The sequence below is a fragment of the uncultured Caballeronia sp. genome, assembly GCF_964243625.1.
In the GTDB taxonomy this organism is placed as follows: Bacteria; Pseudomonadota; Gammaproteobacteria; order Burkholderiales; family Burkholderiaceae; genus Caballeronia.
In genome coordinates this window covers 1-13,304 of the sequence record NZ_CAXTGZ010000130.1, presented here as the reverse complement: position 1 = coordinate 13,304, position 13,304 = coordinate 1, and the positions used below count along the sequence as shown (strand labels likewise).

Annotated in this window: 16 protein-coding genes; 11 read left to right on the top strand and 5 right to left on the bottom strand. The window is 61.3% G+C overall.

The genetic code is table 11. The annotated features are described in order from the left end of the window. A partial coding sequence (locus tag ACFFAR_RS11480) for a LacI family DNA-binding transcriptional regulator (RefSeq protein ID WP_375507905.1) occupies positions 1-1,032 on the bottom strand: 1,032 nt, incomplete at its 3' end. A gap of 225 nt (positions 1,033-1,257) precedes the next feature. Between ACFFAR_RS11480 and ACFFAR_RS11475 the strand changes: the two genes are divergently transcribed. The 3 genes from ACFFAR_RS11475 (at position 1,258) to ACFFAR_RS11465 (ending at position 3,584) form a co-directional block, all read left to right on the top strand. Further along, positions 1,258-2,115: a phytanoyl-CoA dioxygenase family protein gene (locus ACFFAR_RS11475; RefSeq protein ID WP_375507904.1), complete on the top strand. Its 858-nt coding sequence runs from the start codon at positions 1,258-1,260 to the stop codon at positions 2,113-2,115. Continuing rightward, on the top strand, positions 2,112-3,080 hold the full coding sequence (locus ACFFAR_RS11470) for an aldose 1-epimerase (protein WP_375507903.1): 969 nt from the start codon (positions 2,112-2,114) through the stop codon (positions 3,078-3,080). The genes ACFFAR_RS11475 and ACFFAR_RS11470 overlap by 4 nt, the downstream gene beginning before the upstream one ends. A 96-nt stretch (positions 3,081-3,176) precedes the next feature. After that, a complete protein-coding gene (locus ACFFAR_RS11465) occupies positions 3,177-3,584 on the top strand; it encodes a response regulator (RefSeq protein WP_062000527.1) in 408 nt (135 codons plus the stop codon). 7 nt (positions 3,585-3,591) lie between these two features. Here ACFFAR_RS11465 and ACFFAR_RS11460 read toward each other — a convergent pair whose 3' ends face one another. Then, positions 3,592-4,398 carry an endonuclease/exonuclease/phosphatase family protein gene (locus tag ACFFAR_RS11460; RefSeq protein ID WP_062000526.1) on the bottom strand — a complete coding sequence of 269 codons (807 nt, stop codon included), beginning with the start codon at positions 4,396-4,398 and terminating at the stop codon, positions 3,592-3,594. Positions 4,399-4,416: 18 nt separating this feature from the next. Further along, the gene (locus ACFFAR_RS11455) at positions 4,417-4,920 is read right to left on the bottom strand and encodes a hypothetical protein (protein ID WP_062000525.1); all 504 of its coding nucleotides are present in this window, start codon (positions 4,918-4,920) and stop codon (positions 4,417-4,419) included. Between the two features lie 352 nt (positions 4,921-5,272). On the opposite strand from ACFFAR_RS11455, the gene ACFFAR_RS11450 reads away from it, so the two are divergent. The 3 genes from ACFFAR_RS11450 (at position 5,273) to ACFFAR_RS11440 (ending at position 7,999) form a co-directional block, all read left to right on the top strand. After that, positions 5,273-6,250 (top strand): AAA family ATPase, encoded by a 978-nt coding sequence (locus ACFFAR_RS11450; protein WP_174364281.1) that lies wholly within the window; start codon positions 5,273-5,275, stop codon positions 6,248-6,250. Between the two features lie 206 nt (positions 6,251-6,456). Next, the gene (locus tag ACFFAR_RS11445) at positions 6,457-7,563 is read left to right on the top strand and encodes an FAD-dependent oxidoreductase (protein ID WP_174364282.1); all 1,107 of its coding nucleotides are present in this window, start codon (positions 6,457-6,459) and stop codon (positions 7,561-7,563) included. 124 nt (positions 7,564-7,687) lie between these two features. Next, entirely contained in the window at positions 7,688-7,999 is a 312-nt protein-coding gene (locus ACFFAR_RS11440) for a high-potential iron-sulfur protein (RefSeq protein WP_062001010.1), read from the top strand. A 111-nt stretch (positions 8,000-8,110) separates the two neighbouring features. Here the strand turns inward: ACFFAR_RS11440 and ACFFAR_RS11435 are convergent, their stop codons facing one another. Further along, positions 8,111-8,392 carry a hypothetical protein gene (locus ACFFAR_RS11435; protein WP_062001009.1) on the bottom strand — a complete coding sequence of 94 codons (282 nt, stop codon included), beginning with the start codon at positions 8,390-8,392 and terminating at the stop codon, positions 8,111-8,113. An 89-nt stretch (positions 8,393-8,481) separates the two neighbouring features. Continuing rightward, positions 8,482-9,261: a Mut7-C RNAse domain-containing protein gene (locus ACFFAR_RS11430; RefSeq protein WP_375507902.1), complete on the bottom strand. Its 780-nt coding sequence runs from the start codon at positions 9,259-9,261 to the stop codon at positions 8,482-8,484. On the opposite strand from ACFFAR_RS11430, the gene ACFFAR_RS11425 reads away from it, so the two are divergent. From ACFFAR_RS11425 to ACFFAR_RS11405, 5 genes are all read left to right on the top strand, one after another. After that, complete coding sequence (locus ACFFAR_RS11425; RefSeq protein WP_372237030.1) at positions 9,260-10,204, top strand: NAD(P)-dependent oxidoreductase; 945 nt, start codon at positions 9,260-9,262, stop codon at positions 10,202-10,204. The two genes, ACFFAR_RS11430 and ACFFAR_RS11425, sit on opposite strands and share 2 nt — an antisense overlap. A 224-nt stretch (positions 10,205-10,428) precedes the next feature. Further along, positions 10,429-10,881 carry a hypothetical protein gene (locus ACFFAR_RS11420; RefSeq protein WP_174364509.1) on the top strand — a complete coding sequence of 151 codons (453 nt, stop codon included), beginning with the start codon at positions 10,429-10,431 and terminating at the stop codon, positions 10,879-10,881. An 18-nt stretch (positions 10,882-10,899) separates the two neighbouring features. Next, positions 10,900-11,265, top strand: a complete 366-nt coding sequence (locus ACFFAR_RS11415) for a response regulator (protein ID WP_062000520.1) — start codon at positions 10,900-10,902, stop codon at positions 11,263-11,265. A gap of 260 nt (positions 11,266-11,525) precedes the next feature. Then, positions 11,526-12,479, top strand: a complete 954-nt coding sequence (argC, locus tag ACFFAR_RS11410; RefSeq protein ID WP_375507901.1) for an N-acetyl-gamma-glutamyl-phosphate reductase — start codon at positions 11,526-11,528, stop codon at positions 12,477-12,479. Between the two features lie 378 nt (positions 12,480-12,857). Further along, positions 12,858-13,304: DUF2957 domain-containing protein (locus ACFFAR_RS11405; RefSeq protein WP_375507900.1), on the top strand; the 447-nt coding region annotated here is incomplete at its 3' end.

Sequence of the window (13,304 nt, the reverse complement as noted above, 5' to 3'; positions counted from 1 at the left end):
CGCGCGCTCCACCAGCGGTCCGTCGAGTTTCACGACACGCCGGCGGACCGGTGCGCCAGCGGCGCGGTTGTGCTCTTCCTGCAGCAGCGTTTCGACCGCCCATCGGCCGAGTTCGTAGTTGGGCAAGACGACCGTGGAAAGCGGCGGATGGGTGTGCCGTGCAATTTCCTGGTCGTCGTAGCCGAGTATGGAAACGTCTTCTGGAACGCGTAATCCGAGTTGCTTGAGCGCCTCGATTGCACCCAGCGCCATCAGGTCGTTCGCGCAAAAAATCGCGGTCGGCGGGTTCGGTTCGCGCATCAGCGAAAGCGTCTGTTCGAAGCCCGAACCGGAGCTCCAGTCGCCTTCGCGGACGAGTTCCGGCGCGAACGGCAAGTCGGCTGTGGACAGCGCCATCCGGTATCCCTTCAGCCGGTCGCGCGCCGCGTCCTGCCACGGTTCGCCATTCACATAACCGATCCTTCGGTGCCCCGCATTCAGCAAATAGTCGGTCGCGACATGGCCGCCCGCAACCTCCGCCGGAACGACCGATGAAAGCTCTGTATCGCTTGTGTAGCAGTTCAGGAGCACGGTTGGAACCTTGGACAGCGCCGCCGGCAAGCTCACTTTACGCGTGTACACCGTCGCGTAGATCACGCCGAGCACGTTCGGATTCGTCAGCGTGGCATCGAGGACTTGCTGCTCGATTTCCGCGTTGCCATGCGTTGAATACACCGCGAGCATGCGGCCGTTTGCGAACGCCGTATCGCGTGCGCCGTCGATATTCACGACAGGATGCGGGCTCGTCGAGATTTCGTCGGCGAGATAAACAATCAGGTTCTTTTCTTCCGCTGGGACCGTGGCGTCCAGCGGTTCTCGGGTCGTCATGCGGTAGCCGAGATCCTGCGCTGCCTTCAGCACCTTGTTGCGCGTGGCGTCGGAGAACTTCGCGCTCGTTGCATTGTTCAGCACGAGCGAAACGGTCGATTGCGAGACGCCTGTCAGCTTCGCGATGTCCGTCATCGTCGGGCGGCGTTGCGTGGATTTTTTCATTTTCCGGGCCGCGAAAAAACGGCTTGTTCGATGCAATAAGACGCGATGAAGCGGTCTTTGGATGTCGCAGACGGTAGCATTAATATTTCCTGCGAGCAACGCTCCGAAACCATTGGTACGCTTGGCGTTTGATGGAATCGAGGGTGTCTAAGTGTTATTACTAATAATATTGACGACATGATGCTGGCCGTGCGATTCTTGGGGCGTGCGCTTGAGTGGCCAGAAGTGAACTCACGCGCGCCGACCGCGCCGTACGACGTGGCGCAATTCAAGGAGACGACGATGGCCCGCTACGACGAGCGCGCTCGCAATGCGCTTGCGGCAGATTTCGAGCGCGACGGTTTTGTGCTGTTGCCCGACCACTTTCCGCGCGCAACGCTCGATGCATGGCGCGCGGCATTCGAGCCGCTGTTCACGCCGCACGTTGACGAGGCTCGCGAAAAAGGCGGCAGTGGCAATCGCGGCCCGGGCCGATATTACGTGACGCTGCCGTTCGAAGGCGAGTTTGCCGACCCCGCCATTTTTTGCGATGACGACGTACTTGGCATTGTCGAACGTATCGCAGGTCCGGACCCGGTGATGTGCCAGCTCGCCACCGATACCCCCGTGCGCGGTTCCGACTTCCAGGACTGGCACCGTGACACGCCGCCTTTGTTCGATGGCGTCCCTGAAACGCCGTCGTTTCAACTGGCGGTCAATTTCCCGCTCGTCGACGTCGATGATCAGAACGGTTCGCTGGAAACGACACGCGGGACGCACCGCATATCGCGGGAAGATGCGCTCGCCGGCCTGGCCGACGGCAAATTCCCTTCCGAACGCGTGCCCATGAAACTGGGCGACGTGATGATTCGCGATGTGCGCGGTGTGCATCGGGGGACACCCAATTTCACCGATAACCCTCGGCCGATGGTCGTTATCGGCTATAGCCGTTCGTGGTATTTCCGGCCGGAGGTTCAGGTTCAAGTGCCGCGTTCGACATTCGAATCGCTTCCGCCGCGCGCAAAACGATTGCTCCGATACAACCCGCAAGTCGACCGGACGCCGCGCAGCTTCGACGAAAGCTACCAGCGGTTCGCATATTGAACGCCGACCGGGCCGTACAGAGGGCAGATGATCCGGCGCTGATCGAGCTTCGCGCGGGAAACAGGCGGGCGTCGATCGCGCCGCATATCGGCGGGGCGATTGCTGCGTTTTATGACCTGACCGACCAGGGCGAGCGGCTGCATTGGCTGAGGCCCGCGTCGCCCGAGGCGCTTGCCGCGCGCAATCCGCTTGGCATGGCGAGCTTTCCGCTGCTGCCGTATTGCAACCGTCTGCGCGACGCGCGGTTTGTCTTCAATGGCGAGACCGTGGATCTTTCGCGCGATGGCAACGCCTTCGATCACGCGTTGCATGGTCACGCGTGGCGCCGGCCGTGGAGCGTGGGCGGGACAACGGCAAACGCGGTTGAATTGAGCCTCACGCACGCGCCGGGCGATGAATCGGCGCATCACTGGCCGTATCGGTACGAAGCAACGCAGCGCATCGAACTCACCGACGCCGGGGAATTGCTGGTCACGCTATCCATCCACAATCTTGCCGATAAACCCATGCCCTTCGGCATGGGCCACCACCCGTACTATCCACGCACGCCCCTGACGCGCATCCACACCGGCGTCCGCGCAATGTGGCACGCAACGCCGGACCTCCTGCCCACGTTTCTGGGCGCGCATGAAAGCGCGGGAATGCTGGCATCGAACGAAGGAATGGCCGCCGATGCCTTCGACCTCGATAACAATTTTGCCGGCTGGTCGAGGTCCGCGACGATCGCGTGGCCGGACGAAAACCGCAGTGTCACTCTCACCGCCGACGCCATGTTCGCCCACATGGTCCTGTACGCGCCCGCCGCGCACCCGGATTTGCTGTGCGTGGAACCGGTATCGAATACGGTGGATTTCCTGAATCTGGACGTGCCGCAGGAGGACATCGGCGGCGGCGTCCTGCAACCCGGAGAACGCGTTCAGGCGAGTTTTGGATGGCGACCATACTCCGGCACACATCAGCGTTGACCCACTTTCCCGGTATCATCTCGAAATTATCCGCGCGCTCGATTCATTGGGCGTGCTAGAACATACGAGAATCTCAAAATTGAGGGGAAAGGCATCATGAACATCACCGACGGGGCACTGGGCGACTCTGGACTTCCCCGCCGGGTGTTGCTCGTCGACGATAGCGTCGATGCAGCGGAAGCCATGTCCATGCTGCTCGAAACGCTGGGCCACGAAGTTCGCGTGATGCACGACGGCCCGAGCGCCCTCGCAATGGTCGATGAATTCGCGCCCGAAGTCGTGATCCTGGATATCGGCTTGCCGGGAATGAACGGCTTCGAGGTGGCGCGCGACCTGCGCACGCGCGACGTGACGAAGTCAGCGTTGTTGATTGCCCTGACGGGTTACGGCGCCGACAGCGACCGTCAGAAGGCGCATGACGCCGGTTTCGACCATCATCTGGTCAAACCCGTGTCGTTCACGGCAATAGAAACCGTGATTATCGATAAATTTTCGCAGGCTTAAAAAAGCCTCACTCCACTCGCAGCTTCGCCATATATGGCAGGTGGTCGGACAGCCACGCGGTGTCTTGCGTCGGCGTGATCCATTCGACCGGTTTCATGCCGCGAACGAACATCTTGTCGAGCGCGAGCGCCGGTGAAAAGGCCGGGTAGGTGCGCCCCGATTCCCCGAGCATGGTCGCCACTTCGCTCATGCCGAGTTCGGCGAAAAGCGGCACTGAATCGTTGCGCCAATCGTTGAAATCGCCGGCCAGGACCAGCGGCCCTTCGGGCGCTTCCTTCTGGATCCACAACGCGATCCAGTTCATCTGGCGCAATCGCGCGGCGCGCGTCAGCGCCAGATGCGCGCACAGCAGCGTGACCGAACGTCCGGCGAATGTGGCGCGCGCGACCAGCAAACCGCGCCGCTCGAACCGGTGCGCCGAGATATCCCAGCGTCCGCCCAGATCCAGCGGATGCGGCGAAAGTATCGCGTTGCCGTGCCGCCACGATGGCTTGAACACGTTCTGCCCGAGCGCGATCTGCAAATCGAGCGAAGTCGCGATTTCGGTCGCCTGGCAATGCCAGAGGTCGTTGGCGGGAGCGTCGAGCGGATTGCCGAAGCTCGCCGCCAGCACGGGTTGCGGCATCCGGCGCGCCATGGCTTCTTGCAGGAAATAAGCATCGGCCCGGGTGGATTGCACCCAGCGCTGCATCGCGCTCCATGCCTGGAGACCGAGCGGCGAGCGGCCCTTGTGCAAGTTCCAGCTCACGGCCACGAAGTCGGGGATTTCGCGAGTGGAAGGAATGCCGGAATTGATGTGTTCTGGATTTCGCATGCGATCAGTGTGTTGCCCTTACTGCGCAGCCGTTGCGAGCGTTGCGCGGACTTTGTAGGTGAGCGTCGGGTTTTTATCGACGATTTGCCACGTTGACCATTCGCCCGGCTTCAGCACGAGTCCGGGGTGCGCGGCGTTGACCTGACGCGGCTGCGGCGGCAGCTTGCAGCCCGCAACGGTCACGGGCGCCGAGCTGTCCTGCAGGGTTTCCTGGGCATCGATCTGAAGCGTGATGTCGTCGGCGTTGGCGTGGACGGGCGAGAGCGTCAGGGTGCGCTGCAGGTCGATATCGCCTGCCGGTTTGTCTGCGCAACCTACGTTGTTCTTGACTACATGGTGATGGGTGTCGGTGCGGGCCTGCCCGACGGCGGTCGTGCCCGTAAAGCTGTCGATCTGCTGGCCGTCCTGCAAGACCTGCAATTCCCACTTCACCGACTGCGGCGGCGCGTTTTGCGCGAGAGCGCTGAAAGGTGCTGCGACTGCAGCGCAAAAAAACAACGCGGCCGTTTGGTGTTTCAACATATGAGCTTTTCTCCTGATCCCTTTCTGTTCCGGGCGTCTCGCCCGTTCGTTCGATCCGGGTAGCTGTTTTTCGACATGCGTGCTGCCTGAGCGTTCGGCGCGCAAAAGATACTTGCGGCCAATGGCGCCAATTACAAACTGAAACGTGGGCCGCCATTGCTGGAACCAGCGTGGCGTCTGCCGACGCACGTTTCGCACCCGCTCAACCCGACGATCATACAAGCGGAACGCCTCATCTGCTTGACGCTGTCGCAATAACCCCGATTGGCAGCAACCCCCCGCGAGTGCTCGCTTGCGTGCCGTTTTATGGCCGATAAACTGAATTTGCCGACCATCAAAACGGGGAAACGCAATGAGCACCGCCGTAGTCAGACAGGAACTCGCCGTGGCATCGTTCAGCAAGGTCTACGACCTGGACGAAGTCGAAACCGCATTGAACGACCTGAGCGAAGGCGGCAGCGAAGCCCTGCGCTCAACCTACGAAAAAATGCTCAAAGCCGGCAATCTGCGCTTTTGCGTGAAGCCGAACCGGATGCCGTCCATCGACGATCTGGTGGCGGATCTGCCGAATTTCGCGGAACCGTTGAACGATATCCGCAAGCAAATCGCGTTGTGTCTCGAAACCGAGGACAGGCTCGAACTGATGCCAATGCTGTTGCTGGGCGACCCTGGCATCGGCAAGACGCATTTCGCGAAACAGCTTGCTCGTTTGCTCGGCACGTCGTGCCATTACCTCGCAATGAGTTCCCTGACCGCCGGCTGGATCCTTTCGGGCGCGTCGTCGCAATGGCGCAACGCCAAGCCGGGCAAGGTGTTCGATGCGCTCGTCAACGGCAGCTACGCAAACCCGGTCATGACGGTCGACGAAATCGACAAAGCCACCGGCGACGCCCAATACGATCCGCTCGGCGCGTTGTACGCGCTGCTGGAACACGATACGGCGAAGAGTTTTATCGATGAATTCGCCGAAATTCCGATCAACGCGGGCAACGTGGTGTGGATCGCGACGGCGAATCAGGCAAACACGATCCCCGAACCGCTGCTCAATCGCATGAATGTGTACGAGATCGCGCCGCCGGATCGCGATGGCGCGCGCCGTATCGCTCAATCGATCTATCACGAGATCCGCAGCGCGCACGCCTGGGGCGCGCGCTTCCCGGAAACACTCGGCGATGCGCCGCTCGACGCGCTGACGAAAGCCTCGCCCCGTGAAATGCGGCGCGCGATGCTGAATGGTTTCGGCAATGCGCGCATCGACAACCGGCACGAAGTCCAGGCAAAAGACATTGAACTGGCTAACGGCAGCCGCAAGAAAGCGATCGGATTCTGACCAGGCGGATTTATTGAAATCTGCAAAAAGTGGTCGAAATATGGCCTGAAACTGTCAAATTTCTGGCAAAACGGCCATCTTTCCTGAAATTGAGCTGATTGTTTCGGAAAATGATACGAGTTTCGGCGAGTCCCGATCGGTAATTGTGTTTCTCGCAACAAATGCAGCAACAACGCATCGAGCCCGGGCTCGCCTAGAATGAAGAGATGGACAGGATCGAATGTGTGGTGATTGGCGCAGGTGTGGTCGGCCTTGCTGTCGCGCGAGCGATGGCGGCGCGCGGCCGCGAGGTGATCGTGCTCGAAGCGGGCGAAGCGGTCGGGATTGGCACGAGTTCGCGCAACAGCGAAGTGATCCATGCGGGGCTGTACTACCCGCGCGGATCGCTGAAAGCCGAGTTGTGCGTGCGAGGCCGCGCGATGCTCTACGAGTATTGCGATGCGCACGGCGTGCCTTACAACCGTTGTGGCAAATTGCTGGTTGCGACCGCGCGCAACCAGTTGCCGCAGCTCGCCGCAATCCAGCAGAAAGCCGTGGAAAACGGCGTCCTGGATCTGGTCCGTGTGAGCGGCGCCGAGGCGATGGCGCTCGAACCGCATCTTCACTGCGTGGAGGCGATGCTTTCGCCGCAGACGGGGATTATCGACAGCCATCAGTTCATGCTCGCGCTTCAAGGCGACGCCGAACGCGATGGCGCGACCGTGGCGTTCCATACGCCGGTGACGCAGATCGATGCGCGCGACCGGTGTTTTATCGTGGAGACGGGTGGCGATGCGCCTTTGCGATTCCAGGCCGATTGTGTGATCAACAGCGCCGGCCTGTTCGCCAATGACATTGCGCGGCGGATTCGCGGGCTGGATGCGCGCCATGTGCCGCCGCTTTACTTCGCGAAGGGAAACTACTTCAGCGTGAGCGGACGCACGCCGTTTGACCGCCTGATCTACCCGATGCCGAACGAGGCCGGACTTGGCGTTCATCTCACCATCGATATGGGCGGGCAGGCCAAGTTCGGGCCGGACGTCGAGTGGATCCAGAAGATCGACTATTCCGTCGATGCCCAGCGCGCCACCGGCTTTTACGCCGCCATTCGCGCCTATTGGCCCGATCTGTCCGATGACGCCTTGCAACCCGCCTATGCGGGAATCCGGCCGAAGCTTTCCGGGCCCGGCCAGCCCGCCGCCGATTTCATCATCCAGGGACGCGCGGCGCACGGCGTGGCGGGGCTCGTGAATCTGTTCGGTATCGAATCGCCGGGGTTGACGGCTTCCCTGGCGATCGCGGAGAAAGTCGCGAGGATGCTGAGCGTTTCTTGACGCCTTCGGAGTTTCTTATCTCCGCCATTTGAGTGATGCCGTGCCGCGCCCCGTTGCTATGCTCTTGGACATCGCCGTCGAAAAGAACGGCGTCCCCCAATACACAGAACCCTGGAGCACATCAATGAAATCCACCCGACGTACTTTCCTGATCTCGAGCATTGGCATGGCATCGGCGCTGGCGGTCTCGCGCACGGCCTTCGCCGATCCGGTCAAGCTGCCCGAAACAGATCCCATGGCGAAGAGCCTCGGCTACAAGGAAGACGCCGCCACCGTCGACAAGTCCAAGTTCCCGCGCTACGCGGCCGGCCAGGACTGCGGCAATTGTTCCTTCTACCAAGCGAAGGCGACCGACGCGTACGCTGCATGTCCGATGTTCGCGGGCAAGCAAGTGGCATCGAAGGGATGGTGCAACGCTTATAACAAGCGAGCCTGATTCGGCTGAAGCATCGTATAGATGGAAAGCTGACCCCGGCGTAAGAAGAAAAAGCCGTTCGCTCATCGAGCGGAACGGCTTTTTTTCATTCTGCAGACAACACATGGCTGATCAGTTCGCAGCCTTGCGCTCCAGTCCCGCCTTCACCAGCAAATCGGCGAGCGCTTCGCTCATGCCGCCTTCGTGCTGGGTTGCGTGTTCTTGCAACTGCTTGACGAGATGGCTGTCCAGCTTGCACGCGAACGGAACCAATCCCTTTTCCTGATCCAGACGACGCTGTTCACGCTTGTCGAGCTTCGGCTCGGGGGGCACGCCAAAGCGCGCCGCGTTGCCTTGCTTCAGTTCGTTGGCGAGCTTGAGCGCCTTGTTTTTTTCGAGGTCGAATTTTTTCACGCGTTTTTCCTGAAGCAATGGAGACACAAAGGCCGAGGCGCGTATTGTACGCAGGTCCCGGGTTTGCCCGGGTTTGCCCCGTTCGCTCGCTAGCCCGGGGCCGGAACCGGCGGCGCGCCGGCTTCACCGTCCATCAGGTCTTCGATGCGCGCCCGCATCCGCTTCCAGTGCGAGCCTTCCCAGAACACCCGCCGGCAGACATCGCAGGTGACAAAGCGTGTATGGCGCTCAAGCACGCCGTCGGGCACGCGGTCACTGACTTCGTCGGCGCTTGCGCGGCGCAACGGCGCGTTGCACATCAGGCACAGCCGGAAAGGGCGCACGTGTTGCGCAAGCCCAAGCCGCACGGCGACTTCGCGCCATTGCGCATCGGGTTGCAGCGCACGCACGTAACAGCCGTGGACCAGCGTGCGGCGCTTGAGCAATTCGCGATCGCGCGTGAGCACCACGCGATGTTCGTCGAGCGCGAGCTGCTCGATTTCATCGTCGGGGAAATGGTTGTCATAGCGTGTGTCGAAACCCGCGAGCCGAAGCCGTTGCGCGAGCGCGCCAAGATGGGCATCGGCTATAAACCGCAGCGTATCGAGCCGCAACGGCGCACGCAGAAGCTGAGCGGTATCGAGCGAACGCGACACGGCGCCGACCGGATGGACATCGATGAAATCGCCTTCCTCGACCGCCTCGTCAAAGCGCACCGGCGCGCCATTCCGTAGAATCAGCGCAACTTCCGTATGGGGCACGCCGAGTGCTTCGATCATGTGCTTCGTGGTCGAAGCCGCCGGACACCCGCAGGCAAACACCCGGTCGCGCTGCGCTCGCGCCAGGAACTCATTCAACTCCCGATGAAAACGGAACGTGGCAGTCGTCATGGTTTCGAGTATCGCATCGGTTCGACGCGTTTGCTTTGGCAAGCACATCACAAAGGAGCAGGACATGGATATCGGCTTTATTGGAATCGGCGGAATGGGCAGCGCGATGGCGTTGAACGCGCTGAAGGCGGGCCACACGGTACGCGTCTGGAACCGTTCGCCCGATGCAACCAGACCGCTCGCCGACGAAGGCGCGACCGTGGTGGCGTCGCCGGAAGAAGCTTTCGCGGGCGACGCCGTGTTCTCCATGCTCGCCGACGACGCCGCGTTGCGCGCCGTCCTGATCGACAGCGGTCTGCTCAAGCGCGCGCCCAAAGGCATCGTGCACGCGAACATGGCGACGATCTCGGTCGCGCTCTGCGAGGAACTTGCTGCCCTGCACGCGCATCACGGCGTGGCATATGTCGCGGCGCCCGTGCTCGGACGGCCGGACGTGGCGGCGGCGGGAAAGCTGAATATCATCGCGGCCGGCGCCGATGATGCAATCAACCGAGTGCAGCCCGTATTCGATGTCATCGGACAAAAGACCTGGCGCGTCGGCGCCACGCCACAGCACGCGAACGTGTTCAAACTCGCGGCAAACTTCATGCTGGCATCGGCTATAGAAACGACATCCGAAGCGGCTTCACTGGTGACCGGGCACGGCATCGACCCGCACACGTTCCTGGATGTCATCAGCAACACGCTGTTCCCGGGTCCGGTCTATCAGGGCTACGGCCGCATGATTGCCGATAACCGCTACGAACCCGCGTTGTTCAAGGCGCGCCTCGGTTTGAAGGACGTCCGTCTCGCGCTTGCCGCCGGCGACGCGGTCAACGTGACGCTGCCGGTGGGCAGCCTCGTGCGCGACAACCTGATCGAGGCGCTTGCTCACGGCGACGGCGACAAGGACTTCGCGGTGCTCGGCAAAGTCGCTGCGCGGCGGGCAGGAAGGAAGGTGTGATTTTTGCTCAGCGATAAAAACAGGTGGCCGTCGCATCCGCAATAAATAACGACAATGCGCGGCAACGTTCCGTATACTTGGCGCGCCGTTCGCCTTCTGGTTCCGGGTGGTATCGAACCGGGAAGCATTCGGTGGCGCACAGACACACGGACACGCCGCGCGCAGGCTGCGACAAGCCCTTGCGAGCGTAAAAAAAGATGATGCGGAGACAGGACAGCGACCATATGAAAAGCACTCTTCGGGGTCTTATGTTCATGGTGGCATCGGCGGGCATTGGCGTGCTTTGCCTGAACATGCCCACATTCGCCCTCGCCGACGATACCCCCGCGCCCTGCAGCGCGCTCAAGCGCATTGTCGCGGCCGCGCCGGGCGGATTCTCATCCGTGCAACCCGGCGACGCCAATACCGTCGCCCAGCCTTACGGCCAGGACGCGCAATGCGCGGCGAAGGGCGGCACGCTCACTTGTACATGGACCAAAGCAGCCGATTCAGGCTCGACGAAGGACGCGTTGCAAGCGGTCGCGGCGGACATCGCGTCGTGCCTGCCGGAAGCCACGCACGATCAGAATTCGGCGGCGCGCCAGCATTTTTATATCGGCGAGCGCGGGCAACGCACGCAGATCACGGCGACGACGGCTGGCTCGGGCAAGTTGTCGCTCGCGGTATCGGGCAAATAAGGCAAACAGGGGACTGTCATGACCAAGCGTGTTCTCATAGCCGATGACGACGACGACGCCCTGAGCTGTCTCGCCAGCTTGCTGACCGGCCTCGGCCATCAGGTCGCGCAAGCGTGTTCCGGCATGCAGGCGCTGGATGTAGCGCGGCAATTCGGGCCGGAGGTTGTGATCCTCGACCTCGGCATGTCGCCGATGGACGGCCTTTCCGCCGCCCGCGCATTGCGCGCCTTGCCGGATGGCGCGTCCATGCTGCTGGTCGCGCTGACCGGCTGGGGCCAGCCACAACATCATGAAATGACGCAGGAAGCCGGCTTCGATGTCCATCTGATCAAGCCGGTTTCGATCGATCAGTTGGGTTTTATCCTGTCGATGACGCAGCCCTGAGTGTTGTATCTGTAAGACACATGGCGAAGGAGATGTTGCGCTGCACCAATGGTTCCGGTACAGTGGACTTGTCTCCTCCATGTCTCCACTGATATGGATTCAGCCCGCCAATCATGCGCGGGCTTTTTTTTGCCTGCGTTTTTGGCGCGGCCCCCGCAATGCCATCGCGCTGACGCGCAAGCGCATTAAAATGGCGTTTTTACCGCGCATCGGCAGGACCGATTCAACGCCCGCCGCGCGACCGAACCAGCGAGATCAAGATGACCACCAAAGTATTTGTCGACGGACAGGAAGGCACCACCGGCCTGAAGATTTTCGAGTATCTGTCGGCGCGGCGTGACGTCGAGATCCTGCGTATCGATGACGCGCGCCGCAAGGACGTGGAAGAGCGCCGCCGGCTGATCAACGCGTCGGACGTGACGTTCCTGTGCTTGCCGGACGTGGCGTCGCGCGAATCGGTGTCGCTGGTGAATGCGGATAACCATCGCACGGTGATGATCGACGCCAGCACGGCGTTTCGCACGCAGGACGACTGGGCGTATGGCCTGCCCGAACTGATGCCCGCCCAACGCGAACGCCTGCGCTCGGCGAAGCGCATTGCCGTGCCGGGATGCCATGCGTCGGCGTTTTTGCTCGCCATGAAACCGCTGGTTTCGAGCGGCCTCGTTTCCGCCGATTTCGCGGCGCAAGCGTATTCCATCACGGGCTACAGCGGCGGTGGCAAGAAGATGATCGCGGAATTCGAGATGGCCGGCAATCCGAAGCTGATGAGCCCGCGTCCTTACGCGCTGGGCCTGACGCACAAGCATCTGCCGGAAATGGCCGTGCGCTCGGGGCTGAAGCGTGCGCCGGTTTTCACGCCTATCGTGGGTAACTTTTTGAAGGGCCTGGCGGTCACGACTTACTTCTCACCGGAGCAACTGACGCGCGCCGCGAAGCCGCAAGATGTGCAATCGCTCTTCGCCGAGTATTACGCCAACGAACCGTTCGTGCGCGTGCTGCCGTTCAATGCGGACAGCAATCTCGACGATGGTTTCTTCGATGTCCAGGCCAACAACGACACCAACCGCGTCGACCTTTTCGTCTTCGGCAACGACGAGCATTTTGTCACCGTCGCACGTCTGGACAACCTGGGCAAGGGCGCATCGGGCGCGGCGATCCAGTGCATGAATCTCGCAATCGGCGCCGACGAAGCAGCGGGACTGATCGCTTGATGTAACTCTGCTGAACGCCCTGCGCATCCGTCAGGAAAAGCCGGTTTCTGCCCTCGTGCGAAACCGGTTTTTTTACGTCCACACATTTCTCGCCAATTACTCCATAGGGAATCTCCTAATTTATTTACGAACGTTCGTTCGTCAATGATTACGCGTTTTCGCGCTCAAAGCTTCTTCGTTTTGCTTTTCGGCTAAACAGAAATTCTCCTGACTGAGGTCTAAACGAATTTTTGTTTCAATACGTCGCGTGCGCCTTGCCAGTCAAGGCGCTCCGGAAGAGCGGTTGTTTGAATTGCCGCTTTTGGACGTTTTCAGCCGATCGCCAGAAGAAGGTCAACGCGAAATGACAGCGTAAAACTAAATGAGGGAGACAGCGGTATGCCGTATGCCATTTCGAAAGGACTCGCGCTCGCACTTGCGGCCGCCCCGTTGTTCATTGCGTGCGGCGGAGGCAAGGCCGACGACCCGGGTCCGATCAACACGCCGCAATGTTCCGGCGCAAGTTGTGGCACGCAGGGTGCGCCGGGCGTCGGCGCGGGCGCGGCGCCCTTGTGCCCGGCCAACGCGGATATTGTCGCCAATACGTATCTGGGCGGCGCGGGCAGCGGCGAGATCGTGAGCCTGAACATCGATGCCGTGAACATGAAGTACACGCTCAAATGGCTCGAATCGCCCATACCGCTCGTCACCGGCACCGTCAATCCAACGCGCAAAGGCACGACCATCGTGGGCGCGGTGGTTCATCCGCCGGCGGGAACGTTGCCGACCGCCGAGCAAACGCGTTGCGCGTTCGTGCTGACTCCGGGCGGCGGACAGGCATCGGAT